The sequence below is a fragment of the Bradyrhizobium sp. 21 genome (genome assembly GCF_023073335.1).
Lineage (GTDB): Bacteria > Pseudomonadota > Alphaproteobacteria > Rhizobiales > Xanthobacteraceae > Bradyrhizobium.
The window spans coordinates 276,670-301,844 of record NZ_JADPJG010000031.1; the positions used below are offsets into that span (position 1 = coordinate 276,670).

23 protein-coding genes are annotated in these 25,175 nt (G+C 64.5%); 14 read left to right on the forward strand and 9 right to left on the reverse strand.

Annotation, left to right across the window (positions count from 1 at the left end):
- Positions 1 to 29: 29 nt before the first annotated feature.
- Positions 30 to 1,451, forward strand: a complete 1,422-nt coding sequence (ahcY, locus tag IVB31_RS25275) for an adenosylhomocysteinase (RefSeq protein ID WP_247329143.1) — start codon at positions 30 to 32, stop codon at positions 1,449 to 1,451.
- Positions 1,452 to 1,538: 87 nt separating this feature from the next.
- On the opposite strand, the gene IVB31_RS25280 is transcribed toward ahcY, so the two are convergent.
- Entirely contained in the window at positions 1,539 to 2,387 is an 849-nt protein-coding gene (locus tag IVB31_RS25280) for a hypothetical protein (RefSeq protein ID WP_247329146.1), read from the reverse strand.
- 161 nt (positions 2,388 to 2,548) lie between these two features.
- Here IVB31_RS25280 and IVB31_RS25285 point away from each other — a divergent pair, with 161 nt between their 5' ends.
- Both IVB31_RS25285 and IVB31_RS25290 read left to right on the forward strand, forming a co-directional pair.
- The gene (locus tag IVB31_RS25285; protein ID WP_247329149.1) at positions 2,549 to 4,006 is read left to right on the forward strand and encodes an NAD(P)/FAD-dependent oxidoreductase; all 1,458 of its coding nucleotides are present in this window, start codon (positions 2,549 to 2,551) and stop codon (positions 4,004 to 4,006) included.
- A gap of 140 nt (positions 4,007 to 4,146) precedes the next feature.
- Positions 4,147 to 4,302: a hypothetical protein gene (locus tag IVB31_RS25290; RefSeq protein WP_167768006.1), complete on the forward strand. Its 156-nt coding sequence runs from the start codon at positions 4,147 to 4,149 to the stop codon at positions 4,300 to 4,302.
- On the opposite strand, the gene IVB31_RS25295 is transcribed toward IVB31_RS25290, so the two are convergent.
- Complete coding sequence (locus IVB31_RS25295; protein WP_247329151.1) at positions 4,233 to 4,943, reverse strand: hypothetical protein; 711 nt, start codon at positions 4,941 to 4,943, stop codon at positions 4,233 to 4,235. The genes IVB31_RS25290 and IVB31_RS25295 overlap by 70 nt on opposite strands.
- 235 nt (positions 4,944 to 5,178) lie before the next feature.
- Between IVB31_RS25295 and IVB31_RS25300 the strand changes: the two genes are divergently transcribed.
- Positions 5,179 to 6,108 (forward strand): aspartyl/asparaginyl beta-hydroxylase domain-containing protein, encoded by a 930-nt coding sequence (locus tag IVB31_RS25300; protein WP_247329153.1) that lies wholly within the window; start codon positions 5,179 to 5,181, stop codon positions 6,106 to 6,108.
- Between the two features lie 6 nt (positions 6,109 to 6,114).
- On the opposite strand, the gene IVB31_RS25305 is transcribed toward IVB31_RS25300, so the two are convergent.
- Positions 6,115 to 6,657, reverse strand: coding sequence for a hypothetical protein (locus tag IVB31_RS25305; RefSeq protein ID WP_247329155.1), 543 nt, complete (start codon positions 6,655 to 6,657; stop codon positions 6,115 to 6,117).
- A gap of 130 nt (positions 6,658 to 6,787) precedes the next feature.
- Here IVB31_RS25305 and IVB31_RS25310 point away from each other — a divergent pair, with 130 nt between their 5' ends.
- Positions 6,788 to 7,246, forward strand: a complete 459-nt coding sequence (locus IVB31_RS25310; protein WP_247329157.1) for a nuclear transport factor 2 family protein — start codon at positions 6,788 to 6,790, stop codon at positions 7,244 to 7,246.
- Positions 7,247 to 7,316: 70 nt separating this feature from the next.
- Here IVB31_RS25310 and IVB31_RS25315 read toward each other — a convergent pair whose 3' ends face one another.
- The 3 genes from IVB31_RS25315 to galE form a co-directional block, all read right to left on the reverse strand.
- Positions 7,317 to 8,018 (reverse strand): fumarylacetoacetate hydrolase family protein, encoded by a 702-nt coding sequence (locus IVB31_RS25315; protein ID WP_247329159.1) that lies wholly within the window; start codon positions 8,016 to 8,018, stop codon positions 7,317 to 7,319.
- A gap of 35 nt (positions 8,019 to 8,053) precedes the next feature.
- Complete coding sequence (locus IVB31_RS25320; RefSeq protein WP_247329162.1) at positions 8,054 to 9,856, reverse strand: ABC transporter ATP-binding protein; 1,803 nt, start codon at positions 9,854 to 9,856, stop codon at positions 8,054 to 8,056.
- 118 nt (positions 9,857 to 9,974) lie between these two features.
- Positions 9,975 to 10,988, reverse strand: coding sequence for a UDP-glucose 4-epimerase GalE (gene galE, locus IVB31_RS25325; RefSeq protein WP_247329167.1), 1,014 nt, complete (start codon positions 10,986 to 10,988; stop codon positions 9,975 to 9,977).
- A gap of 126 nt (positions 10,989 to 11,114) precedes the next feature.
- Here galE and IVB31_RS25330 point away from each other — a divergent pair, with 126 nt between their 5' ends.
- Positions 11,115 to 12,152 (forward strand): glycosyltransferase family 4 protein, encoded by a 1,038-nt coding sequence (locus IVB31_RS25330; RefSeq protein WP_247329169.1) that lies wholly within the window; start codon positions 11,115 to 11,117, stop codon positions 12,150 to 12,152.
- Between the two features lie 178 nt (positions 12,153 to 12,330).
- On the opposite strand, the gene waaF is transcribed toward IVB31_RS25330, so the two are convergent.
- On the reverse strand, positions 12,331 to 13,401 hold the full coding sequence (waaF, locus tag IVB31_RS25335) for a lipopolysaccharide heptosyltransferase II (RefSeq protein WP_247329171.1): 1,071 nt from the start codon (positions 13,399 to 13,401) through the stop codon (positions 12,331 to 12,333).
- 161 nt (positions 13,402 to 13,562) lie between these two features.
- On the opposite strand from waaF, the gene rfaD reads away from it, so the two are divergent.
- From rfaD to IVB31_RS25365, 6 genes are all read left to right on the forward strand, one after another.
- Positions 13,563 to 14,543: an ADP-glyceromanno-heptose 6-epimerase gene (gene rfaD, locus IVB31_RS25340; protein ID WP_247329173.1), complete on the forward strand. Its 981-nt coding sequence runs from the start codon at positions 13,563 to 13,565 to the stop codon at positions 14,541 to 14,543.
- Positions 14,544 to 14,554: 11 nt separating this feature from the next.
- Entirely contained in the window at positions 14,555 to 16,039 is a 1,485-nt protein-coding gene (rfaE1, locus tag IVB31_RS25345; protein WP_247329176.1) for a D-glycero-beta-D-manno-heptose-7-phosphate kinase, read from the forward strand.
- Positions 16,036 to 17,322 carry an O-antigen ligase family protein gene (locus tag IVB31_RS25350; RefSeq protein ID WP_247329178.1) on the forward strand — a complete coding sequence of 429 codons (1,287 nt, stop codon included), beginning with the start codon at positions 16,036 to 16,038 and terminating at the stop codon, positions 17,320 to 17,322. The genes rfaE1 and IVB31_RS25350 overlap by 4 nt, the downstream gene beginning before the upstream one ends.
- A 112-nt stretch (positions 17,323 to 17,434) precedes the next feature.
- Positions 17,435 to 19,348: a nucleoside-diphosphate sugar epimerase/dehydratase gene (locus IVB31_RS25355; RefSeq protein ID WP_247329180.1), complete on the forward strand. Its 1,914-nt coding sequence runs from the start codon at positions 17,435 to 17,437 to the stop codon at positions 19,346 to 19,348.
- A 2-nt stretch (positions 19,349 to 19,350) separates the two neighbouring features.
- A complete protein-coding gene (locus IVB31_RS25360) occupies positions 19,351 to 20,571 on the forward strand; it encodes a glycosyltransferase family 4 protein (protein WP_247329182.1) in 1,221 nt (406 codons plus the stop codon).
- Positions 20,568 to 21,515: an NAD-dependent epimerase/dehydratase family protein gene (locus IVB31_RS25365; RefSeq protein ID WP_247329184.1), complete on the forward strand. Its 948-nt coding sequence runs from the start codon at positions 20,568 to 20,570 to the stop codon at positions 21,513 to 21,515. Before IVB31_RS25360 ends, IVB31_RS25365 begins: the two co-directional genes overlap by 4 nt.
- Here the strand turns inward: IVB31_RS25365 and IVB31_RS25370 are convergent.
- Together IVB31_RS25370 and IVB31_RS25375 are read right to left on the reverse strand one after the other, a co-directional pair.
- Positions 21,503 to 22,522: a glycosyltransferase family 4 protein gene (locus IVB31_RS25370; RefSeq protein WP_247329187.1), complete on the reverse strand. Its 1,020-nt coding sequence runs from the start codon at positions 22,520 to 22,522 to the stop codon at positions 21,503 to 21,505. The genes IVB31_RS25365 and IVB31_RS25370 overlap by 13 nt on opposite strands.
- Positions 22,519 to 23,478 (reverse strand): lysylphosphatidylglycerol synthase transmembrane domain-containing protein, encoded by a 960-nt coding sequence (locus tag IVB31_RS25375; RefSeq protein WP_247329189.1) that lies wholly within the window; start codon positions 23,476 to 23,478, stop codon positions 22,519 to 22,521. Before IVB31_RS25375 ends, IVB31_RS25370 begins: the two co-directional genes overlap by 4 nt.
- 177 nt (positions 23,479 to 23,655) lie before the next feature.
- On the opposite strand from IVB31_RS25375, the gene IVB31_RS25380 reads away from it, so the two are divergent.
- Positions 23,656 to 24,222, forward strand: coding sequence for a hypothetical protein (locus IVB31_RS25380; protein ID WP_247329191.1), 567 nt, complete (start codon positions 23,656 to 23,658; stop codon positions 24,220 to 24,222).
- Positions 24,223 to 24,224: 2 nt separating this feature from the next.
- On the forward strand, positions 24,225 to 25,175 hold a 951-nt coding region (locus IVB31_RS25385), incomplete at its 3' end, for a mannose-1-phosphate guanylyltransferase/mannose-6-phosphate isomerase (protein ID WP_247329193.1).

Here is a 25,175-nt window from a genome sequence, read left to right on the forward strand (position 1 = left end):
ATGACCACTTCAACAACAGGACCTCCGCAATGAACGCGAAGCCCGGCTTCACCGATTATATCGTCAAGGACATTTCGCTCGCCGATTTCGGCCGCAAGGAGCTCTCGCTGGCCGAGACCGAGATGCCGGGCCTGATGGCCACGCGCGAAGAATACGGCCCGAAGCAGCCGTTGAAGGGCGCACGCATCGCCGGCTCCCTGCACATGACGATCCAGACCGGCGTGCTGATCGAGACGCTGGCAGCGCTCGGCGCCGACGTCCGCTGGGTCTCCTGCAACATCTATTCGACGCAGGATCACGCGGCGGCTGCGATCGCGGCGGCCGGCATTCCGGTGTTCGCGGTCAAGGGCGAGACGCTTGCTGAATATTGGGACTACACCGCCAAGCTGTTCGACTGGCACGGCGGCGGTCACCCGAACATGATTCTCGATGACGGCGGCGACGCCACCATGTACGTCCATCTCGGCCTGCGCGCCGAGAATGGCGACACCAAGTTCCTGGACAAGCCGGGTTCGGAAGAAGAGGAAGTCTTCTTCGCGCTTCTGAAGAAGCAGCTCAAGGAAAAGCCGAAGGGCTACTTCGCCGAGATCGCCAAGAGCATCAAGGGCGTTTCCGAAGAGACCACCACGGGCGTGCATCGTCTCTATGACATGCAGAAGGCCGGCACACTGCTTTGGCCGGCCATCAACGTCAACGACAGCGTCACCAAGTCGAAATTCGACAATCTCTATGGCTGCCGTGAATCGCTGGTCGACGGCATCCGCCGCGGCACCGACGTGATGATGTCGGGCAAGGTCGCGATGGTCGCGGGCTTCGGCGACGTCGGCAAGGGCTCGGCTGCCTCGCTGCGCCAGGCTGGTTGCCGCGTCATGGTCTCCGAAGTCGATCCGATCTGCGCGCTGCAGGCGGCGATGGAAGGCTACGAGGTCGTGACGATGGAAGACGCCGCTCCGCGCGCCGACATCTTCGTCACTGCGACCGGCAACAAGGACATCATCACGATCGAGCACATGCGTGCGATGAAGGATCGCGCCATCGTCTGCAACATCGGCCATTTCGACAACGAAATCCAGATCGCGGGTCTGCGTAACCTGAAGTGGACCAACATCAAGCCGCAGGTCGACGAGATCGAATTCCCCGACAAGCACCGCATCATCATGCTGTCGGAGGGCCGCCTCGTGAACCTCGGCAATGCGATGGGTCATCCGTCCTTCGTGATGTCGGCCTCCTTCACCAACCAGACGCTGGCGCAGATCGAGCTGTTCGCCAACAACAAGGACGGCAAGTACAAGAAGGAAGTCTACGTGCTGCCGAAGTCTCTCGATGAAAAGGTCGCGCGCCTGCACCTCGCCAAGATCGGCGTCAAGCTCACCGAGCTGCGCAAGGACCAGGCCGACTACATCGGAGTCAAGCAGGAAGGCCCGTACAAGAGCGATCATTATCGCTACTGAGCGAAATGGCTCCTGCTTTTTGAATCAAGGATGGCCGGGTGCAAACCCGGCCATCGCCTTATGTAGCACCTGGACGTGTAACGCCGGTCAGGATTGCTTCTTTTGGTCCCGCCCGGTGCCGCGCAATTGAACGAACTTTTGCAACGTGTCGAACCAGAATGGCGCGCCGAACAGCGCGGCGACGGCACTGATGAGCCATCCGGGAATGACGAGCAGCCAGTTCACACCCGAGAAAAAATTCCCGAAGACGCCATTACCCCAACCGAAGGGCAGTTGGAGCTTTTTCAGTTCCGCTAGCGCCTGCTCAGCATTCGAACCTGCCGACGGCGAGATACCCTTGAGCAAGATCGGCTGATTCCATAGCGTGGCCGCAATGTTGATCGTGTCGATGTTCAAGAGGATAGCGACAGCGAGAGCGATAATGAGCGACCATAGTTGCGTCTTGCGCTTGTACGAGCCCGAGACCCGCTCCATGCTTTGATCGAACCATGAGGCGATCTCGTCGCGAATCTGCCCGAAATTGCCGTTCGTGCGGTCGACGATTCCGTTGAGAACGTCCTTCAGTTGCTGGTCCTGAACAGTGCTTATGCTCGCCTTCAACTCGGCAACCGTCTGAGTGGGATTGAGGTTGACCACGTCGGTCAGGGCGGACGCAAACAGCTTTGGATCGATGTAGGATGGCTTGGTCGACGGAGGGGTCCCAGCGGTTGTGGTGCCACTTGAAAGACCGTTCACCAGGCCGTGGTTGTAGATGTCCACTGCCAGTCCAGTGAAGTTCTGATCGTTCAAGAGTTTCTTGACGCCTTCGAACAGCGTGTTCGCCCGCCAGGACATGGCCGAGGAAAGCGCCTCCGTTACCGTACTGGCGATCAAGCTGACCGTCAGAAAAGTGAAAATCAGGCCAATTGCGATATCCAGCACATTGCTGCCAAACATGAAGCCCCCGCAAAATGGTGAGTTGAAATCGAAGACTGTGCGTAAGTATGAGAACCACCTATAGTAGTTGTAGCCGTCGGGCGGTCAACCGTGTCCTTGCTTACGCGGCTGCGCTATTTTGACATCTGAGATGCGACCGACTGCGTCCGAGGAGAAACGTAATGGCAGACCATTTCGACGTGCTGATCGTCGGTGCCGGCCTGTCCGGCATCGGCGCGGGCTATCACCTTCAGACCAAGTGCCCCGGCAAGAGCTACGTCATCCTCGAGGGGCGCGACTGCATCGGCGGCACCTGGGACCTGTTTCGCTATCCCGGCGTCCGCTCCGACAGCGACATGTTCACGCTCGGCTATTCCTTCAAGCCGTGGACCGATCCGAAGGCGATCGCGGACGGGCCGCAGATTCTGAATTATGTGCGCGAGACCGCAGTCGAGAACGGCGTCGAGAAGCACATCCGTTTCCACCATCGTGTCAAGCGCGCGGCGTGGTCGACGAGTGAGGCGCGCTGGACCGTCCAGGCCGAACGCATCGCGGGCGAGGGCGCGACCGAGACCGTGCGCTTCACCTGCAATTTCCTGTTCATGTGCTCGGGCTATTACAAATACGAGGCCGGATACACGCCGGAGTTTTCGGGTGTTGCGGATTTCACCGGCCGCATCGTGCACCCACAGAAATGGACCGACGACATCGACTGCGCGGGCAAGCGCGTCGTCGTGATCGGTTCGGGCGCGACCGCAGTGACGCTGGTGCCGGAACTCGCCAGGACGGCTGCGCAGGTCACCATGCTCCAGCGCTCGCCGACCTATGTGGTGTCGCGCCCGGCGCAGGATCCCGTCGCCAACAAATTGCGCCGCAATCTGCCGACGCGGCTGGCTTACCATCTGATCCGCTGGCGCAACGTGATGTGGGGGATGTTCTTCTTCCAGCTCAGCCGGCGCCGGCCTGCGAAGGTCAAGGAGCTGGTTCTCAAGGGCGTGCAGATGGCGCTTGGTCCTGATTACGACGTCGCGACCCATTTCACCCCGCGCTACAATCCCTGGGACCAGCGGCTGTGTCTCGTGCCGGACGGCGACTTGTTCAAGGCGATCCGCGAGCAGCGCGCCGCCGTCGTCACCAAGGAGATCGACACGTTCACGCGCGACGGCATCCGCCTGAAGGACGGCAGCGAGCTTGCGGCCGACATCGTCGTGACCGCGACGGGGCTGGTGCTCCAGGTCGTCGGTGGTCTCGAAATCAATGTCGATGGCCGCGCCGTCGATTTCGCCAACACGCTCACCTACAAGGGCATGATGTATGCCGACGTGCCGAACATGGCGTCGGCCCTCGGCTATACCAACGCGTCATGGACGCTGAAATGCGATCTCACCTGCGAATATGTCTGCCGGCTCATCAACTACATGGACCGGCACAATTTCCGGCAGTGCATGCCGCATAATGACGACCCCGAGATCACCGCGCAGCCGTCGCTCGATTTCACGTCAGGCTACGTGCAGCGCTCGGTCGGCAAGCTGCCGAAGCAGGGCTCGAAGCAGCCGTGGCGGCTCTATCAGAACTACGCGCTCGACGTCATTTCGTTGCGCTTCGGCAAGATCGATGACGGCGTGATGCAGTATTCCTGATCGCGCGCCGGGCAATGCGTTGTTTTGCGTATACGGCCACCCAGGTGAATCGGCCATGCTGGCGGACGGTTAACGCCGATTTAACGGATGAGTCCTAGCCTGTCTCGGCCGGGGTTACTCGCAAGGCCGAGGTGAGCCCAATGGAAGCCCAGAAGATCGCGGTCGACGCCGTCGTCGCGTTGACCGATTGCGACCGCGACGCCGTCATCGCCTTCATCCGCCGGCTTTATCTCGCCGGCGTCACCGACCCCAAGCGGCTGACCTTCAAGGGCCTCCAGGCGCTGTCGCGGGTGTGACCGGCACGCGCGCAATCGAATCTACCTTGCCCCAACGGCCGGATCGCTGATCCGGATCGAGGTGACGCGGTCCTCCCGCACCTCGAACGAGAAGGCCACGGCCCGTAGGTCCAGAGTTCGGTCTTCCCCAGCCCGCTCGGCCCGACATGGAAGGGGTTGCCGAACTGCGCCCTGAGTTTCTCGGTGCTGTCACCGAGATTGACCTGGTTGAAGCCGTAGGCGGCGGCCGGCGCCGTCCCGCTGATCTGCAGCGCAAGAACGCGGTTCGCCTTCACGGCCGCGGCGAGATAGGGGAACCGGTCGGCCTTGCCGAGGAAGTACACATAGGTCGCGGCGTTGTTCGCCGGCGGCAGCTTGCGATGCGGCTCGCCGAGCACGGCCTTGAGTGACGCCTCCGAGATACCGACGCCGAGCGCGCCCATGCGCTGGCAGGCAAAGCTGAGTATGTCGGGATCGGGCGCAGCAACGCGCTTTCCGGCTTCGACCTTGCAGGCAAGCCCTTGCCCGGCCCGTAGCCACTGGCCGCGCAGCTCCCGATCCGGAGTCTTGCTGCTTGGCGGCGGCAAGAGAGCCGCCCCTTGGCCTGTTACGGGTCCCGACAGTCCGGCCAGAAACAGCGCGAGCGAACAGCCCGCCAGCAACGCGACATCGCCAAGACCCTCTCCCCATACCGCTCCTGCGCAGCCAGAATATCATGCCGGATATAGCCCGCAACGCCGGGATTGACGGTGCCGCCGGCCGCGATCTGTAATTGTGCACGGTGCGGATCATCCCGATCACAACCTGCGGAGCAACCCGCCCGCGCCTGCCTTGACCTTGCCGCTTGGGCCGGCCCGGGGTAGATCACGTCCCCGGCTAAGTCTCTGGGTTGGGGATATGCTGAAACAGCTTTTTGCGCCGCAGCTCGTCATTCTCTATGTACTGGCGGCATCAACGATCTACGTTCATTTCCGCGGCAAGCAGCGGCTGCGTTTTGCGCGCCAGCTCGGCGATCACTCGACCTATCTCGCGCCCTACAATGTGCTGATGTATGCGGGCTCGGCCGTGCCGAACAAGCCTGTGGTTCCGGTCGAGCAGTTTCCCGAGCTGAAGCCCCTCAGCGAGAATTGGGAGACCATTCGCGACGAGGCCGTTCGCCTGTTCGATGAAGGCTTCATTCGCGCCGCCGCGAAGAACAATGATTGGGCCTTCTACTCGTTCTTCAAGAGCGGCTGGAAACGGTTTTACCTGAAATGGTACGACGATTTCCTGCCCTCGGCGCGCACGCTGTGTCCGCAGACAGTTGAGCTGCTCAACGCGATCCCAAGCGTGCACGGCGCGATGTTCGCGATGCTGCCGCCCGGCGGCAAGCTCGGCGCGCACCGCGATCCTTTCGCGGGCTCGCTGCGCTATCACCTCGGCCTCGTCACGCCGAACTCGGACAAGTGCCGTATCCTGGTCGACGGCGTCGCATGCGTCTGGCGCGACGGCGAAGCCTTCATGTTCGACGAGACTTTCATTCACAGTGCGGAGAATGCGACCGAAATCAACCGCATCATCCTGTTCTGCGACGTCGAGCGTCCGATGAAGTACGGCTTCATGACCGTGATCAACCGCTGGGTCAGCCACCACATCGTCAAGGCCTCAGCAACCCAGAACGTCGACGGCGAGAGCGTCGGCGTGCTCAACAAGGTGTTCGGCAAGCTCTACGAGATCCATCTCGCCAGTCGCAAGGTCAAGGCGTGGAATCGTAGCGTCTACTACACGCTGAAATATTCGCTGACGGCGCTGGTCCTCGGCCTCATCGTGCTGTCGGCGCTGCGGTGACCGCGTCTAATGATGGTGCTTGTGTTTTTCGGAGCCATCAGGGCGTTGGTAACCGCGCAGCTCCGCGTACCGCTGCATCTGGCTCCGATCGAGCAAGGCGGTTGTCGACAGATGATATTTGAGGTGGCTTTCGCGGAGCAGTGCCTGGGTTTCCGAAATGGCGGCGAGGGTCGCCTTGAGTGATTCCGATGTCACGACGCGGGCGGAGAAGAGCCCGTCCAACTCCGTTTCCTGCTCGACCAGCTTGTTACCCAGCGGGACCGCCTCTTGCTTCATGGCATCGAAGAGGCGCTGAACCTGGATGCGCTGATCCGCGGTCAGATCAAGCCGATCACCGAACTCAAGAACATGGCTCGGACCGGGATATCCATTGAGCTCGGCGGCGAGCGCCAGGCCCATGCCACGTCCGGCTCGAAGATCGTCGATCTGCTGGTGCGACAGCGCCTTGATGGGGCGATGCTCAAGGCCGGCATAGGGCTGACTGGACTGTGCGCTGGCAACGTTGCACGAGACGATAAGCGTGGCCGCAAGCAGGAGAAGGCGTCTCATGAGTCTGACTCCATGCAATCGGACCGGTTCGTCGATCGATCTCCACCGGTGCTCTCCACATATCTTGCTGGACGGTTCGCCCCATGGCAACAAGATTGCCGAGATTGAGTTGCCGAATATGGAGCAGGCGATGGCCTCCTTGCCGACCGCGAATACCGAGATCACGCAGTTCTTTCGCCAGTGGCTGGAAACCTTCGCGGGCTATGTCCGCGAGGTCGACTATGCTTCGGCGCGGCCGCTCTTCCATCCGGATGTGCTGGCCTTCGGCACGCACAACGACGTCATTCCCGGCCTCGACCAATGGGTCACCACGCAATGGGACAACGTCTGGCCCAAGACGGCCGACTTCCGTTTCGTCATCGACCAGGCCTCGATCCTGGCATCGTCCGATGGCACGATGGCGACCGTGATCGTGCCGTGGACGAGCACGGGCTATCATCCCGACGGCAGCGCGTTTCCGCGCCCCGGCCGGGCCACGATGGTGTTTTCAAGACATGGCGATGGTTGGCTGTGCGTGCATTCGCACATGTCGCTCAATCGCGGTGTGCCGCAGGCAAGCCACGCCGATCGGTCGGTGAAGGCCTGGTAGATCGGCATCGTCCGCCAATGCAAAAGGCCCCGGACATTCCGGGGCCTTTTTATTGGAGCCGCCGTAAGCCTTACTCAGGCTGGCCGATCGAGACCTTCAGCGTGCCGACGCCGTCGACGCCGCATTCGAGCTTGTCGCCGGGCTGGAGCTGCGACACGCCGGCCGGGGTACCTGTCATGATGATGTCGCCGGCGGCGAGCTTCACCTGCTGCGAGAGCTGCCAGATGATCTCCGGCACGTTCCAGATCAGTTCGGTGAGGTCGCCCTTCTGCGCTTCCTTGCCGTTGACCGTCAGCCAGATCTTGCCCTTCGAGGGATGGCCGATCTTCGACGCCGGCTGCACGGCGGAGGCGGGGGCAGAACCGTCGAACGACTTGCCGACCTCCCACGGACGCTCCTTCTTGCGCGAGGCGATCTGGAGGTCGCGGCGGGTGAGGTCGATGCCGACGGCATAGCCGTAGACATGGTCGAGCGCCTTGTCGGCGGGAATGTTGAGGCCGCCGCTCTTCATCGCGACGATCAGCTCGACCTCGTGATGGAGGTCCTTGGTCAGCGGTGGATAGGGAATGGTGGCGCCGTCGGGCACCAGCATGTCGGCGTGCTTGGCAAAGAAGAACGGCGGGGCGCGCTCGTCATTGCCCATCTCGCGGATGTGCTCGAGATAGTTGCGACCGACGCACCAGATGCGGCGCACGGGATAACGGCCGCTCTCCCCGACGACGGGAAGCGACGGCTGAGTTGGGAGCGGGATGACGTAGGAGGCGGCGTTCATGTAGCGGTCTCGCTGCTCTTGGGGTGGAACGAACTCTATGCGGTTGCGCTGATCGGCGCCAGAGCGCCGGCACCGTGATGCTGCAGGCGGAAGAACGAGGCGTAGCGGCCCGAGCGGCGCAGCAGCTCGTCATGCCGGCCCTGCTCGACGATCTCGCCGCCCTCGACCACCAGGATCGCGTCGGCGTGCATGATGGTGTGCAGGCGGTGCGCGATCACGATGGTGGTGCGGTTCTGGCAGAGATGCTCGATCGCCTCCTGCACCTGCCGCTCGGACTCGGAATCCAGTGCGGCGGTGGCCTCATCCAGCAGAATGATCGGCGCGTTCTTGATCAGCGCACGCGCCACCGCGATGCGCTGGCGCTGGCCGCCCGAGAGCTGCGTGCCGTGCTCGCCGACCGGCGTGTCGTAGCCGAGCGGGAAGCTCATGATGAAATCATGCGCGCAGGCCGCCTTCGCGGCGTCGATGATCTCGTCCCCGCTCGCGCCGGGCTTGCCGAAGGCGATGTTGTTGCGGATGGTGTCGCGGAACAAATAGACGTCCTGGCCGACATAGGCGGTCTGCGCCCGCAGCGACTTTCGCGAGATCGCGCCGATCGACTGGCCGTCGATCACAATGTCGCCTTGCGTCACCTCGTAGAAGCGCAGCAGCAGCGCCAGCACAGTCGACTTGCCGCCGCCGGACGGGCCGACCAGCGCGGTGACCTTGCCGGGCTCGGCAACAAAACTCATGCGGTTGAGCACGGTCTCGCCGGTGCGATAGGAGAAGCTGACGTCACGCATCTCGATCCGCGCGTCGGAGAGTTTCAGCGGCGGCTTGTCGTCGTCGGAATGCTCGCTCGCGGGGCTGTCGACGACTTCGAGCAGCATGCGCGCGCCGACGAGCTGGCTGTTGAGGTCGATGTTGAGCCGCGCCAGCCGCTTGGCCGGCTCGGTCGCCATCAGGAACGCGGTCATGAAGGAGAAGAACGCGCCGGGCGTGGCATTGAGCGCGACCACGCTGTAGCCGCCATAAAGCAAACAGCCGGCGACCGCGAAGCCGCCGAGCATCTCCATCAGCGGGTTGGAGCGATTGGCGACGCGCGCCATCTTGTTGGCATTGCGCTCGACGATCGCAATGTTCTCGTCGATGCGCTTCTGCATCGTCTCTTCAAGCGTGAACGCCTTGACCGTGCGGATGCCTTGCAGCGACTCCTGCATGGTCTCCATGATATCGGCGGTGCCGGTGAACTGGTTGAAGGCGAGGCCCTTGATGCGCTTGACCAGCTTGCGCAGTACCAGCATCGCCGGCGGCACGGCGACGAGGCCGATGAACGACATCACCGGATCCTGCCACACCATCACGCCGATCATGGCGAGCAACATCATGAGGTCGCGCCCGACCGCATTGACCAGCATGTTCAGGACATCGGTGATGGACTTGGCGCCGGCCGTCAGTCTTGCCAGGAATTCAGACGAGTGCCGCTCGGAGAAGAAGCCGACGCTCTCGCGCATCAGCTTGGCGAAGAGCTGGCGCTGGTTGGTGGCGAGGATGGCGTTGGAGATCTTGGTGAGAATCACCATGTGGCCGTAGGTTGCCACGCCCTTGATGAACAGCAGGATCACCGTGATGCCCGAGAACATCGCGATGCCCGGGATGTTCTTGTCGACATAGGCCTGGTTGATGACCTGGCCGAGCACGTAGGTCGCACATGCGGTCGATCCGGCGGCAACCGCCATCAGCGCAAAGGCAACGAGGTAGCGCCGCCAGTAGGTGACGCCCTGTTCCGTGACCAGGCGGCGAATCAGGACCGCTGCCGCATAGGGATCGTCGGTGATTTTCTTTGGAAACTGGGCCATCCGGTGTCCATTGACGGCGCAGGGAAAGGCCTGCGCGCGCGTCAGGGATCGAATGGCCTCTGTGCCCGCTAAAGCGGGGTTTTTCAAGCCCAATTAAGGGCTTGCGTTGGGATGGAATCTAGGCCGAGGCGGCGTGGCGGAGTTCGCCGTGGCGCTCGCGGAACAGCTTGTCCTCCCACGCGAGAGCGTGGGCCGCGATGGTCTCGAGGTCGTCGTATTGCGGCTTCCAGTCGAGCAGGCCGCGAATGCGGCTGGTGTCGGCAACCATGGTCATGATGTCGCCGGGCCGGCGCGGCGCGTATTGCACGGCAAAGCTGCGGCCCGAGACCCGGCGCACCGCGTCGATGGTCTCCAGCACGGAATAGCCGCGGCCATAGCCGCAATTCAGCGTCGTCGAGGCGCCGCCATTGCGCAAGTAGGCGAGCGCCGAGCGATGCGCCTGCGACAGGTCCGTGACGTGGATGAAGTCGCGGATGCAGCTGCCGTCCTGGGTCGGATAGTCGGTGCCGAACACGTCGATCTTGGCGCGCTGACCGGTCGCGGCCTCCACCGCGATCTTGAGCAGATGCGTGGCGCCGACCGTGGCAAGGCCAATGCGCGCCTGCGGATCGGCACCGGCGACGTTGAAATAGCGCAAGGTCACGTACTGCATGCCGTAGGCGGCGGCGACGTCGTGCAGCATGATCTCGGTCATCAGCTTCGACGAGCCGTAGGGCGACAGCGGGCGCGTCGGCGCGTGCTCGGGCACCGGCACCAGATCCGGATTGCCGTAGACGGCGGCGGTCGAGGAGAAGATGAAGCGGTCGATGCCGCGCTTGACCGCGACGTTGAGCAAATTGCGGGCGGTCGTGAAATTGTTGCGGTAATAGCCGAGCGGATCGCGCATCGAATCCGGCACGACGACGGAGCCTGCGAAATGGATGATGCTCTCGATGTTGTGCTGGGCGATCACGCCTTCGAGCAAATTCTCGTCGCCGGCGTCGCCAATGAACAGCGGCACGCCTTCCGGCAGGTACGCGGAGAAACCGGTGGAGAGATCGTCGATCACGACGACGTCCTCGCCGGCTTCCGCCAGCGCCAGAACCGTGTGACTTCCGATATAGCCGGCGCCGCCGGTGACTAGCACAGTCATGGTCTCACCCGTCTTCGATCAACGCGCCAAGCTAACGTTTGCGTGGTGAAGAGGGGGTATCGGCGCGGCTGAACTGGTCACTATGCTTAATGTTGCGTATAGGGGGTCAACGAAGCGGAGCATGACGTGGCGAATTCCCCCGGCGATCTCGAAGTGATCGTGCCAAATCTGCACAGGCGCTATTCCGGGGTCACCGCTACCAACCGGATGGTGGCGCCGCGGCTGGCAAAGCTGTTTCGCGCAGGCTGGTTCGGCTCCGACGCGCCGGAGGGGATTGCGCGCCTGAATGTTGCCAACCTCCTGAAATTGTGGAGTCGGAAGACGCCGCTGATCTGGCACGCGCGGCGTAACGACGAGATGATCGTCGGCGTGCTGCTGCGCGCGCTCGGCTGGCCGTTAAAACTCGTGTTCACCTCGGCGGCGCAGCGGCATCACAGCTGGATCACGCGCTGGCTGATCCGCCGCATGGACGCGATCATTGCGACCTCTGACATCTCGGCCTCGTTCCTGAAGGTGCATGCGACCGTGATCCCGCATGGCGTCGACACCGATGTCTATGCGCCGCCAATCCATCGCGCCGCGGCGTTCGCGGAAGCCGGGCTGCCCGGCCGCTACGCGATCGGCTGCTTCGGTCGCGTGCGCGCGCAGAAGGGCACGGATTTGTTCGTCGATGCGATGTGCCGGTTGCTGCCGCGCCATCCGGATTTCGCCGCGATCATCGTCGGCCAGGTCACGGCCGAGCAGACGCCGTTTGCGAACGACCTCAAGAAGCGGATCGAGGCTGCCGGCCTGCAAGCGCGCATCGTCATCACCGGCGAATTGCCGATCGAACAGGTGCAGCGCTGGTATCAGCGGCTGACGATCTACGCCTTCACCTCACGCAACGAAGGCTTTGGCCTGACGCTGATCGAGGCGATGGCGGCCGGCAGCGCGCTGGTCGCCGCGCGCGCCGGCGCGGCCGAACTCGTGGTCGAGGACGGCGTGACCGGCGTTTTGATCCCGACCGGAGATGCCGATGCGCTGGCTGCGGCGCTGGAGCCGCTGATGCGCGATGTGGCTGCCGCAACCGCGATGGGTGAGCGCGGGCGGGTGCGGGTGCTCGAAAGATTCAGCCTCGATGCCGAAGCGGCGCGGATCGGCGAGGTCTATCGGCCGCTGCTCTGAGGCCCCATTTTCAAAGCCGCAAAACAAAAAACGCGAAAACAACCCCATGCACAGTAGCCGGGGACAGCAAAATCAATGGCTTGGCGGTGGGGTCGATGTGTTGCGGATTTTACGAAATGGATTTGACCCGTCGGGCAAAACACTGGCAGGATGTCATCATCGGCGCAGCCCAATGGCCTCAAGTGGTAACGCGTCCCCCCGCCTCGCTCAGCACCCGCTCCGCAATCCCCACCACCTCCGCCGCCGCGATATCCCGCATGCAGCGGTGGTCGTTCATCTTGCAGATCGTGCTCTGGCAGGGCTGGCAGGACAGCACGCTCTTGTCCTGGACCACGGTTGCGGCGAGGCCGTTGAGGGGCGCCCAGAGGTAGGGGCTGGTCGGGCCGAAGATGCCCATGGTCGGCGTGCCCAGGGCGGCTGCGATGTGCATCAGCCCGGAATCGTTGGAGATTGCGACGCCGGCCGCGGCCATGGCCAGCACGCCGTTGCGCAAATCATTGCCGGTGAGGTCCCGCACCCCCGCGCCGCCGGCCGCGACAATCTCCTGGGCGAGGCCCTTTTCCCCGGGGCCGCCGACCACCCAGACCTCCAGCCCACGCTCGACCAGCAGGCGGGCGGCCTCAGGATAGTAGGTCCAGCGCTTTGACACCCCGACCGAGCCGGGAGCCAGCGCCACGGCGGCACCGGCGCTGAGGCCGTTGGCCTGCCGCCAGCGGACGATGTCCTCGGACGGGACCCGCAATTGCGGCACCGGCCATTCCGGGGGCAGGGGGGCGCCGTCGGGCTGGGCCAGCGCAGCGTTCTTGTCGATGAAGCGGGGTAGCTTCTTCTCGCCCCAGCGCCAGCGGTTGAGCAGGCCGAACCGGAATTCGCCGACGAAGCCGACCCTTTCGGGAATCCCCGCCAGTGCGGGCGCAATGGCCGCCTTCCAGGTCCGGGGCAGCACCAGGGCGGTGCCGTAGTTCCGCTCGCGCAGGAGCCTCGCCAGACCGAGTTGGCGGCCCACGGCGAGCCGGCTGCGCGGCAGGTCCCAGACGATCCCCTGGCGCACGCCGGGCATGTAATCGACCAGCGGGGCGCAGAGAGAGGTGGTCAGAAGATCGACCGGCCGGTTCGGCCAGCGCTCCTTCAGAACCCGGACCACGGTATGATTCCGGACGAAATCGCCGATCCACATGTACGGGACGATCAGGATCGGGCGGGTGTCGCTCCGGTATGCATCTCCGCTAAGTTGCGAATCTTTATTCATTCGTTAAATTGGACCGAGCGCGTGCTGATGGTGGCGGTTCGGTTAGCCGGTCCGGGCGGGCAGGTAAAGCCGGGAGAACGTCGGTCCCAAAATGCTTACACTTTGGCAAATGATGCGCTACGGCAGTTATCGGGCCGCACAAAATCGGGCAGGTAGGTGGAATGTTGCTGGTGACCGGCGGGGCCGGTTTTATCGGATCGAATGTCGTCGCCGCGCTCAATGACGCGGGCCGCAGCGACGTCGTCGTCTGTGATCTCCTTGGCACTGACGGCAAATGGCGGAACCTCGCCAAGCGCCAGCTTGTGGATATCATTCCGCCGCTCGAACTGCTCGACTGGCTGAAGGACCGCAAGCTCGACGCCGTGATCCATCTCGGGGCGATTTCCGCGACCACGGCGACCGACGGCGACCTCGTGTTCGAGACCAACTTCCGCCTATCGATGCGCCTGCTGGACTGGTGCACGGCGAATGCGGTGCCTTTGATCTACGCCTCCTCGGCGGCGACCTATGGCGACGGCGAGGCAGGATTTGACGACGATGCCTCGCTGCCGGCGCTGAAGAAACTGCGGCCGATGAATCTCTACGGCTGGAGCAAGCACATGTTCGATCTCGCAGTCGCCGGGCGCGTCGCGAACGGCGATCGGCTGCCGCCGCAATGCGTGGGCCTGAAATTCTTCAACGTGTTCGGCCCCAACGAATACCACAAGGGCTCGATGATGAGCGTACTGGCGCGGCGCTTCGACGACGTCAAAGCGGGCCGCGTCGTGCAATTGTTCAAGTCGCACCGCGATGGCATCGCCGACGGCGATCAGCGCCGCGATTTCATCTATGTCGACGACGTCGTGCGCGTCGTCATGTGGCTGCTGGCGACGCCGTCGGTGTCCGGCCTCTTCAATGTCGGCACCGGCAAGGCACGCAGCTTCAAGGATCTGATGCTCGCGGCCTATGCCGCGATCGGCGCCAGGCCCAACATCGAATACATCGACATGCCCGAGCAGATCCGCGGCAGCTATCAGTATTTCACCCAGAGCGAGGTCGATCGCCTCCACCGCGCCGGCTACAATGGTGGTTTCACGACGCTCGAGGACGCGGTGAAAGCCTATGTCGGGGATTATCTCGACCGGCCCGACCGCTTCCGCTGAGGCCCATCACCATGCCGACGCCCATTCTCGATTTCGATGCCCTCGCGCAAGCCATCTCTGGCCGCACGGTGCTGTGCATCGGCGACATCATGCTGGACGAGTTCGTCTATGGCGAGGTGTCGCGGATCTCGCCGGAAGCGCCGGCGCCGGTCATCGCGGCTCAGCGCAGCGAGATCCATATCGGCGGTGCCGGCAACGTCGCGCGCAATGTCGCTTCCCTCGGCGGGCGGTGTATCTTCGTCGGGCTCGTCGGCGAGGACGATGCGGGCAGGCAGCTCGCCTCGGCGCTTGCGGAGCAGGGGGCAATCGAAAGCGTGCTGGTGTGCGATGCCTCGCGCCCGACCACGCGAAAGGTCCGCTTCGTCTCCGAGCATTTTTCCACGCACATGCTGCGTGCGGATTGGGAGCAGGCACATCCTGCCTCCGATACGATCGAGACCAAGCTGATCGAGGCGATCCTGCCGCAGATCGCGCGCGCCGACATCGTGCTGCTGTCCGACTACGCCAAGGGCGTGCTGACTGCGCGCGTCATCCGCCACACGATCGACGCCGCGCGAAAACTCGGCAAGCCCGTGATCGTCGATCCCAAGAGCCTGAACTGGGCGATCTATCGCGGCGCGACGCTGCTCACGCCCAATCGCAAGGAATTTTCGGAAGCGACCCGAAGCCGCGCCGACACGCCGCAGAGCATCGTCGATGCCAGCGAGGACGTGATGCGGCTCGCCGATTGCGAAGCAATCCTGGTCACGCAAGGCGAGCACGGCATGACGCTGGTGCCGCGCAACGGCGAGGCCGTTCACGTTCCGGCGTTCCCGGTCAAGGTGCGCGACGTCTCCGGCGCCGGCGACACCGTTGCCGCGGCGCTCGCGGTGTCGCTCGCCACGGGCGCGGACTGGGACACGGCGCTACGCATGGCCAGTGCCGCGGCCGCCGTCGCCGTCGGCAAGCAGGGCACCGCCACCGTGAGCTCGGCCGAGCTGAGGCGGAAGATATTGCCGCATGCCTATCTCGCGGTCGAGGAGAAGGTCGTGCTCGAGCCTGATACGCTCGACGCGCAACTCGCGGAATGGAAGCGGCAAGGCCAGCGCGTCGGCTTCACCAATGGCTGCTTCGACATCCTGCATCCCGGCCACGTCAAGGTGCTGACCGCGGCGCGCGCTGCCTGCGACCGCCTGATCGTGGGCCTCAACAGCGACGCCTCGGTGCGGCGGCTGAAGGGCGCCGATCGCCCCGTTCAGGACGAGCGGGCGCGTGCGGAAGTGCTGGCGGCGCTCGAAGCCGTCGATCTCGTCGTTATTTTCGATGAGGATACGCCGATCGACCTGATCACCCGGATCAAGCCGAGTGCGCTGGTGAAGGGCGGCGATTACACCCGCGAGCAGGTGGTCGGTCATGAGGTCGTCGAAGCTGCGGGCGGGACGGTCGTACTGGTCGACATTCTCAAGGGCTTCAGCACGACGGCGCTGGTTCACCGCGCGCGGGGAGAGGGCAAATGACTGTTCTCGCCGGGGAGACGACCGGCCAGGTGCTGTGGCGGCGTCTGCGCAGTCCGGCGGCCTGGTCAGAGACGGTCGACCTGTTCGCGATCCTGACCGCGGCCTCGCTGCCATGGTCGACGTCGCTTGCGGCGATCTTCAATGTTCTGATGCTGCTCTGCATGGTGCCGTTCCTCGACGTCCGCGAGTTCCTGCAATCGCTCAAGCGCCCGTTCTGCGCGGCGCCGATTGCGCTGGTTCTGCTCGCGCTGATCGGGACGCTGTGGTCGGACGCGGCTTGGGGCGCGCGCTTCTACGCGGTCAATCCGACCGTCAAGCTGCTGGTGCTGCCGGTGCTGCTCTATCACTTCGCGCGCTCGCCGCGCGGGCATTGGGTGTTCGTCGCCTTCCTGGTGTCCTGCGCGCTGTTGTCGGTGATGTCCTGGCTCGTCGCCTTCTACCCGGACCTCGCGCTCAAATCCGACCGCGTCGAACGCGGCATCTTCGTCAAGAACTACATCGACCAGAGCCAGGAGTTCACGCTCTGCGCGGTCGCGCTCGCCTATCCGGTCGCGCAGTTGCTGCGCCAGAAGCGCTACTGGATCGCCGGGCTGCTCACGGCGCTCGCGCTCGCCTTCTTCCTCAACATGGCCTTCGTGGTGGTGTCGCGCACCGCGCTGGTCACCGTTCCGATCATGTTCGGTGTGTTTGCGTTGCTTCATCTGAGTTGGCGCAGCATCGCGATCATCTCCGCCGCCCTGCTCGTAGGCGCGATTCTCGCCTGGCAGGCCTCGCCGCAATTGCGCAAGACCGCCGACAGCTTTGCCAGCGACTACACACGCTATGTGGAAAAAGGCGCGCCGACCTCGGCCGGCTTGCGGCTCGAATTCTGGCGGAAATCCCTCGGCTTCTTCGAGGAGGCGCCGATCAAGGGGCACGGCACGGGCTCGACCCGCGGATTGTTCGAGCGGGCCGCGACGCCGGGCGACGGCCTGTACCAGGCATCATCCGAGGTGATCGGCAACCCGCATAACCAGACGCTGAACGTTGCCGTGCAATGGGGCATCATCGGCGTTGTCGTTCTCTACGCCATCTGGATTCTGCATCTGCTGTTGTTTCGCGGCGACGGGCTCGCAAACTGGGTCGGCCTCCTGGTCGTGGTCCAGAACGTCTTCACCTCGCTGTTCAACTCCCATCTGTTCGATTTCCACGAGGGCTGGATGTACGTCATCGGTGTCGGCGTTGCCGGCGGCATGGTGATCCGGGCCCAGCAGGCCGAGACGAAGGCGGAAGCCGGTTCCTGAACGACCGCGCGGATTGCAAACCTTGACTGGCAAGCCTTGACTGGCATGTCTTGCCGAGATGGGTTATCAGCGCGGTCAGGTTGCACCTCAACGGATTTTCATCGGTCAGCGGATGACGCGTCTTTCGCATCTCACCTTGCGCAATTTCTTCATCGCGCTCCACGACCTGCTGGCGACCGCGGCGGCGCTGTTCGCTGCCTTCTATCTGCGCTTCGAGGGCGGCGACGGTTTCTTCGACCGCCTGCCGCTGCTGATCCAGATCCTGCCCTATTTTCTCGCCTTCAGCGTGGTCGTGTTCTTCATCTTCAACCTGACCACGACGAAATGGCGCTTCATCTCGCTGCCCGACGCGCTGAACATCATCCGTGTCGCGACCGTGCTGACGGTTGCACTTCTGGTGCTCGACTACATCTTCGTCGCCCCCAACGTCCGCGGCGCCTTCTTCCTCGGCAAGGTGACGATCGTCCTCTATTGGTTCATCGAGATATCCTTCCTCAGCGCGTTGCGCATGGCCTACCGCTATTTCCGCTATACGCGGGTGCGGCGTCAGGCCCGCACCGGGGACGCCGCGCCGACGCTGCTGATCGGCCGCGCCGCGGATGCCGAGGTGCTGTTGCGCGGAATCGAGAGCGGGGCGATCAAGCGCATCTGGCCGGTCGGCGTGCTGTCGCCGTCGAGTTCCGATCGCGGCCAGTCCATCCGCAACGTCCCGGTTCTGGGCGGCGTCGATGATATCGAGGATGTCGTCGCCGACTTCGCCAAGCGCGGCAAGCCGATCGCGCGCGTGGTGATGACCCCCACGGCATTCGAGCCGGAGGCCCATCCCGAATCGATCCTGATGCGGGCGCGCAAGCTCGGCGTGATCGTCAATCGCATGCCCTCGCTCGAGAGCGGTGATACGCCGCGGCTGACGGCCGTCGCCGTCGAGGACCTGTTGCTGCGGCCGAGCGAAAAGATCGACTATGCGCGGCTCGAGGCCCTGATCGAGGGCAAGGCGGTGATCGTCACCGGCGGCGGCGGCTCGATCGGTTCCGAGATCTGCGAGCGCGTCGTCGCGTTCGGCGCCGCGCGCCTCCTGATCGTGGAAAATTCCGAGCCGGCGCTCTACGCCATCACGGAAGCGCTCGCGGCGCACGGCACGGCTGCTTCGGTCGAAGGGCGGATCGCCGACATCCGCGACCGTGAGCGCATCATGCGCCTGATGTCCGAGTTCAAGCCGGACATCGTGTTCCATGCCGCCGCGCTCAAGCACGTGCCGATCCTCGAGCGCGACTGGAGCGAGGGCGTCAAGACCAACATCTTCGGCTCGATCAACGTTGCCGATGCCGCTCACAGCGCCGGCGCCGAAGCCATGGTGATGATCTCGACCGACAAGGCGATCGAGCCGGTGTCGATGCTCGGCCTCACCAAGCGCTTCGCCGAGATGTATTGCCAGGCGCTCGATCATGATCTTGCGGCAGGTGGCGGCGGCGCCAGGCGCTCGATGCGGCTGATCTCGGTCCGGTTCGGCAATGTGCTGGCGTCGAACGGCTCGGTGGTGCCGAAGTTCAAGGCCCAGATCGATGCCGGCGGTCCCGTGACGGTCACGCATCCCGACATGGTCCGCTACTTCATGACCATCCGCGAGGCCTGTGATCTCGTCATCACGGCGGCAACGCATGCGCTCGGAACGCAGCGTCCGGACGTGTCGGTGTACGTGCTCAACATGGGCCAGCCGGTGAAGATCGTCGATCTCGCCGAGCGCATGATCCGTCTCTCGGGCCTGCAGCCCGGCTACGACATCGAAATCGTGTTCACGGGCATGCGGCCCGGCGAACGCCTGCACGAAATCCTGTTCGCCTCCGAGGAGCCGACCCGCGAGATCGGCGTCGCCGGCATCATGGCCGCGCAGCCGAACGAGCCGCCGATGCAGACGCTCCGCAAATGGATTGCCGCGCTGGAGCAGGCGATCGCGCGCGACGATCGGGCCACCATCAGGACCATCCTGAAGGACGCGGTTCCGGAATTCGGGTCGACCGCGGCCTGATCATGCAGCCTCGAGGCAAGATCGTCGTTGCGAGCCAGCATTATCCGCCTGATCCGAGCACGACGGCGTCGATCATGGCCGAGATCGCCTGCCGCATCGCCGGAGATCACGAGGTCGTGGTGCTATCGGGCTCGCCTGGCGGGTTGCCGGCGTCGCAAACCGGCCCGGGCAAGCCGCGCGTCGTCGCGGTCAAGAACCGGATGGCGGGCAAGGCGGCGCTGGTGCGGCGCGGGGTGTCCGAGCTGCTGTTCGCCGCGCGCATTTTCTTTACGCTGCTACGGGAGCTGAGGCGAGGTGACGTCGTGCTCACCGTCACCGCACCGTTCATGTTGCCTTACGCGGTCGCGGGGGCTGCAAGGCTGAAGGGCGCGCGCTCGGCGCTGATCATGCACGACCTCTTCCCCGATGTGCTGGTGATGGCGGGCCTGCTCACGCCCGGTTCGATCGTGACCATGACGATGCGCGCCGCCAACAGCCTGATGTTCCGCGCGCTCAATGCCGTCATCACCATCGGCCGCGATGCGGAACGGCCGCTGCTGAGCTATTCCGGCATGACGCGCAACAAGATCCGCTTCATCCCGAACTGGGCAACGCTCGTGCCCGCACCCCGGCCGGTGACGGCGGACAATCCGTTCCGCAAGGCGCTCTCGGCGCGTTTCGTCGTCGGCCTGTCGGGCAATCTCGGCTTCACCCATGATCCGGAGATCGTGTTCGAGGCGGCGCGCCTTTTGCAGGACGAAGCGGACATTCACTTCCTGCTCTCCGGCTGGGGCATCGGTTTCGAGCGGCTGAAGCAGTTGCAGGCCGAAGCGAACTTGCCCAATGTCTCCTTCGTGGCGCGGGTCGAGGATGCCGAGCTCGAGGCGTTCCTGGTGTCCGCCAATCTCTGGATCATTCCGTACCGGAAGGACGTTGCGGGGGTGTCGGTGCCGAGCCGGTTCTACAATCTGCTGGCGGTCGGCCGTCCCGTGGTGCTGGTCTCCGAGCCGGAGGCCGAGGCCGCGTTGACGGTGGTGGAGAACGGGCTCGGCTGGGTCGTGACACCCGGCCGTGCCGATCAACTGGCCGAGGCGATCCGCGCGGCGTCTCGCTCCGACGGTGGCGCCATGGCGGAGCGCGCGGTGAAGGCGGCAGCGAAGTTCGATCGCGTCACCGCGATGAACGCCTATGCCGCCCTGGTCGATGAATTGCTGCGCAACGCCGAACTGGCAGGACAACGATGAACGAGCGCAAGCCAGTCGTGCTGGTGACGGGTGCGAGCGGTTTCGTCGGCGGTCATGTCGTGCCGGCGCTGGCGGGCGCGGGATGGTCGGTCCGCCGCGCGGTGCGCGGCCCGGAAGGCATGGACGACGAGGTCGTGATCGAAACGATCGGCCCTGAAACCGACTGGCAGGCCGCGCTTCAAGGCGTCGACGCCGTCGTTCATCTCGCCGCGCGCGTGCATCACAAGCACGAGGAGCATGCGGTCCAGCTCTACCGCAACGTCAATATCGCAGGCACGCTGCACCTGGCGCGCAGTGCGGCGATGGCCGGCGTGAGCCAGTTCATCTTCATCAGCACCGTTCTCGTGCACGGCCGCAGCAACGAGGGCCGCGCGCCGTTCAGCGAGGACGATATCCTGACGCCGCGGGGCCTCTACGGCATGTCCAAAGCCGCGGCCGAGGCGGGCTTGAAGACGCTGGCGCGCGACAGCGCCATGAAGATCTCGGTTATCAGGCCGCCACTGGTCTATGGTGCGGGCGCAAAGGGCAATTTCGCGCTGCTGACGCGTGCCGTGAACCTCGGGCTGCCGCTGCCCTTTGCCGCGATCCGCAATCACCGCGCCTTCCTTGCCGTGCAGAACCTGTCGTCGTTCATCCTGCGCCGGCTCTCTCATCCCTATCCCGAGAGCAATTTCGAGATCTTCCTGGTGGCCGACAGGGAGCAGGTCTCGACGCCCGAATTCATCGAGCGGCTGGCCAAGGCTTCCGGCAAGAGCTCGCGGCTGTTCGGCATGCCGCCCGACCTGCTCAGCACGCTGCTGAGCGTGATGGGCCGGCATGATGCGCATGACAGCCTGATCGGCTCGCTCGAGCTCAACCTCGCCAAGGCGATCGCAACCGGCTGGCAGCCGCAGGTCACTCTCGACGAGGGCTTGCGGCTGGCGCTGTCGGCTCAGGACGCCTGAGGGCGGGAGAAGCGGCGCAGCACGAATCCGACCGTGATCGCGCCGGCGAGCAGGCAGACGATCGTGATCGCCATCGAGCCGGCCCGCACGGTGACGATGGCAAGCAATGCCAGCACCAGATTGAGCGCGAACACCTCGCGAATCACTTGCCGAACCGTGAAGGCGTTGTCGGTGGCACGCTGATAGAAATGCGAGCGATGCGCCGACCAGAATTGTTCGCGGCGGGCGATGCGGCGAAACAGCGTGAGGGTGGCATCGACGAGATAGTAGGCCGGCAGCAGCAGCGCCGCGGCGGCTTGTCCGTACCAGGCGAGCTCCAGCAGGCACCATCCGAGCAGAAGGCCAATCGGCAGGCTGCCGACATCGCCCAGGAACACTTTTGCAACCGGTGTGTTGAAAGGCGCAAAACCGAGCATGGCGCCGCACAGCGTCGCGGCGATCAGCGCTGCCGGCCACGACAAATCGCCGAGCAGTCCCAGCAGCAGCAGCGCCGCGGTGACGGGCACCACCTCCGCCACCGTCATGAGGTCGAGCCCGTCCATGAAGTTGACGAGGTTCACGAACCACACGCCCGCCAGCAGGATGAGGCCGCGCTCCAGCGCGAGCGGCAGCGCCGGCACGACGCGCGCGGTCTCGGGCGCGGTCAACACGACGGCGCCGACCGCGGCAGCCTGCAGCACGAGGCGCACGAGCACCGGCAGCGACACGATGTCATCGGCAAATCCGACCAGGGCGATCAAGACCGTCGCGGCGATCAGCGCCGGCGGGATCGCGAGGTTCGCCCAGGCCGCCCAGACTGATGCGACCAGCAGCGTCGCGGCGATCACCGCGATGCCCGCACCCTGCGGGGTCGGGATACGATGCGAGGACCGCGCGTTGGGCCGCGCCAATGCGTAGCGCTGGAGCAGGGGGCGGCTGGACCAGGTGATGACGGCCGATACCAGCGCGGCGATCGCAACGGCAAGCAGCGAGGGTAGGGTGCCGAGCGCGTCAACGGCCGCGTTCACTCCGGCACCCCGAGCGGCGCCGACCCTTGCGCGGCTTTCTCCGCGCTGAGGATCCAGACCAGGCCGCCGACCGCGCCGACGATGAAGTACACGGCGCCGAACAGCAGCGAGACGTTGACGCCCTCGTTTGCGGCAAGTCCGGCGAAGCCGAACGCGAGGCCCATGGTGGCTTCGCGCACGCCCCAGCCGGCAATCGAGATCGGCATCATCGTGATCAGCATCACCGGCGGCACGAGCACGAAGACATCGCTGAAGCCGACCGGTGCCGCGATCGACTGCACGACGCACCAGGCGACGACGACGGCCAGCACATGCACGGCGAGCGACAGGATCGCGACGGCCGGTCCGCGCGAGCGGCTGAAGATCACGCGGTTGGCGATCACGGCACAGGCGTGAATGTGATGCGTGGCCCACCAGGTTTTCAGCCAGTGCCATTTCAGCGCGCCGAACACCAGGAAGCCGAGGCCACCCGCGAGTGCCGCGAGGTCGACGAGCAGCAGCGCCGAGCGCCCGTGCGGATCGGCGATGAGGCTGTAGCTCCAGGGCAGGCTGGCGACGATGATGATCGCGAGCGCGATCAGGCCGATCGCGCGATCGACGAAGATCGAGTAGGTCGCAGCGCGCCAGCCGGCACCGGCGCGCGCGACCAGCCACAGCCGCACCGCATCGCCGCCGATTGCCGAGGGCAGGGTCTGGTTGAAGAATGCGCCGATCACGTTGTAGCGCATGGCCCGGCCGAGCTCGAGCGGGGCGCCGCATGCGGCGCTGACCTCGCGCCAGCGCAACACGCCGACGAAGATTTGCAGGAACGTGATCGCGATCGCCAAGCCGATCCAGAACAGGCTGGTCACGGTGAAGCGCGAAAACAGTTCGGAGAGATCGACCTTGCGCAGCGCCAAATAGAGGAGCGCTCCGGAAATCAGGATCTTGGCCGTCGACAGCAGGATTCGGCGCATTTCGCCCGCATGTACAGGGTTTGCGAAGATAGAAGCAACCCGACGCGAGGCGTCGAATTCGGCCGCTTTGGTATGGTTTTGGCGCCGATCTTGCAATAGCTGTCTCTCGGGCTATGGCGACCCCCTCGATCGCGCGGCCAAACAGGCGCCGCGAGCCAAGGGTTCCTTGGGAACAGGATGACGGATCAGGCGATTTTGGCCACGGGTGCCGCCGACTTCATCGGCTTTCAGGTCGCCCGGCAGCTCCTGGGCGAGGGCCGGCCCGTCGTCGGGCCCGACAATCTCAACAGCTATTACGATCCGGCGTCGAAACAGGCGCGCCTTGCGCCGTTGCGCGGCGATCTGTTCGCGAATGCCATCATGGCCGATCGGCCGATCCGGCTCTTTAACCATGGCAAAATGCGTCGCGGCTTCACCTATATTGACGACGTCACCCGTGTCGTGTCCAAGCTCATCGATCGGGTGCCCGCGGATGAGCTGGCTGCCGCAAATGCGCCGTCTAAGGTCGACAATGTCGGCAACCACCCTCCGGAAGAGCTGATGCATGTCGTCGGACTTCTGGAGCAGGAGCTGGGTCGGACGGCGGTCGAAGAATCGCTGCCGATGCAGCCGGAAGACGTTTTGGAAACGTTCGCGGATGTCGAGGATCTGATGCGCGACACCGGCTTTGCACCGTCAACGCCGATCGCGCACGGTGTTCGAAATTTTGTCACCTGGTCGCGACTACTTCAAGGTTTGAAATGACGATGGACAAACGCATTATCCCCCTGATCATGTGCGGCGGTGCCGGAACGCGGCTGTGGCCGGCTTCGCGCGAGGTGCGCCCCAAGCAATTCCTGCCGCTGTTCGGTACGCGCTCGACCTTCCAGGACACGCTGCTGCGCGTGTCGGAGGCCTCGCTGTTCGATCGTCCGATCGTCATCACCAATGCGTCCTACCGCTTCATGGTGCTGGAGCAGCTCGCCGAGATCGGCATCGAGGCCGACGTGATCCTCGAGCCGATGCGGCGCGATTCCGGGCCGGCGATCGCCGCGGGCGCGGTGTTCGCGCAGAACCGCGCCAGCGACGCCATCGTGCTCGCGCTCGCCGCCGACCACGTGGTGCAGGACAATGCTGCCTTTGTCGCGGCCTGCCGCGAAGGCCTCACTGCCGCGAGCGCCGGCCGCATCGTCACCTTCGGCGTCAAGCCGGAGCGGCCGGCGACCGAATACGGCTATATCAGCCCGGGCGAGATGATCTCCGGTGAGGTGCACGCGGTGGCGCGCTTCGTCGAGAAGCCGGATGCCGTGAAGGCCGCCGACTACGTCAATTCCGGCTATCTCTGGAACAGCGGCAACTTCATGTTCCCCGCCGCCGTGCTGCTCGACGAATACCGCAGGGTCGACGCGGCGAGCGTGGAGGCGATCTCCAATGCGGTGGCCAATGCCGGCCGCGATCTCGGCTTCGTGACGCTGGAGCCCGAGGCGTTCGGCGCGGCCAAGGCGATCTCGATCGACTATGCCGTGATGGAGAAGACCTCGCGCGCAGCCGTCGTGCCGGTGTCCTGCGGCTGGTCCGACGTCGGCTCCTGGCACGCGGTGTGGGAATTGTCGGACAAGGACGCGCAAGGCAATGCCGCGCATGGCACCGCCGTGTTCGAAGACTCCCGCAACTGCAACGTCACCACCGATTCCGCGCTGGTCGCGCTCGAAGGCGTC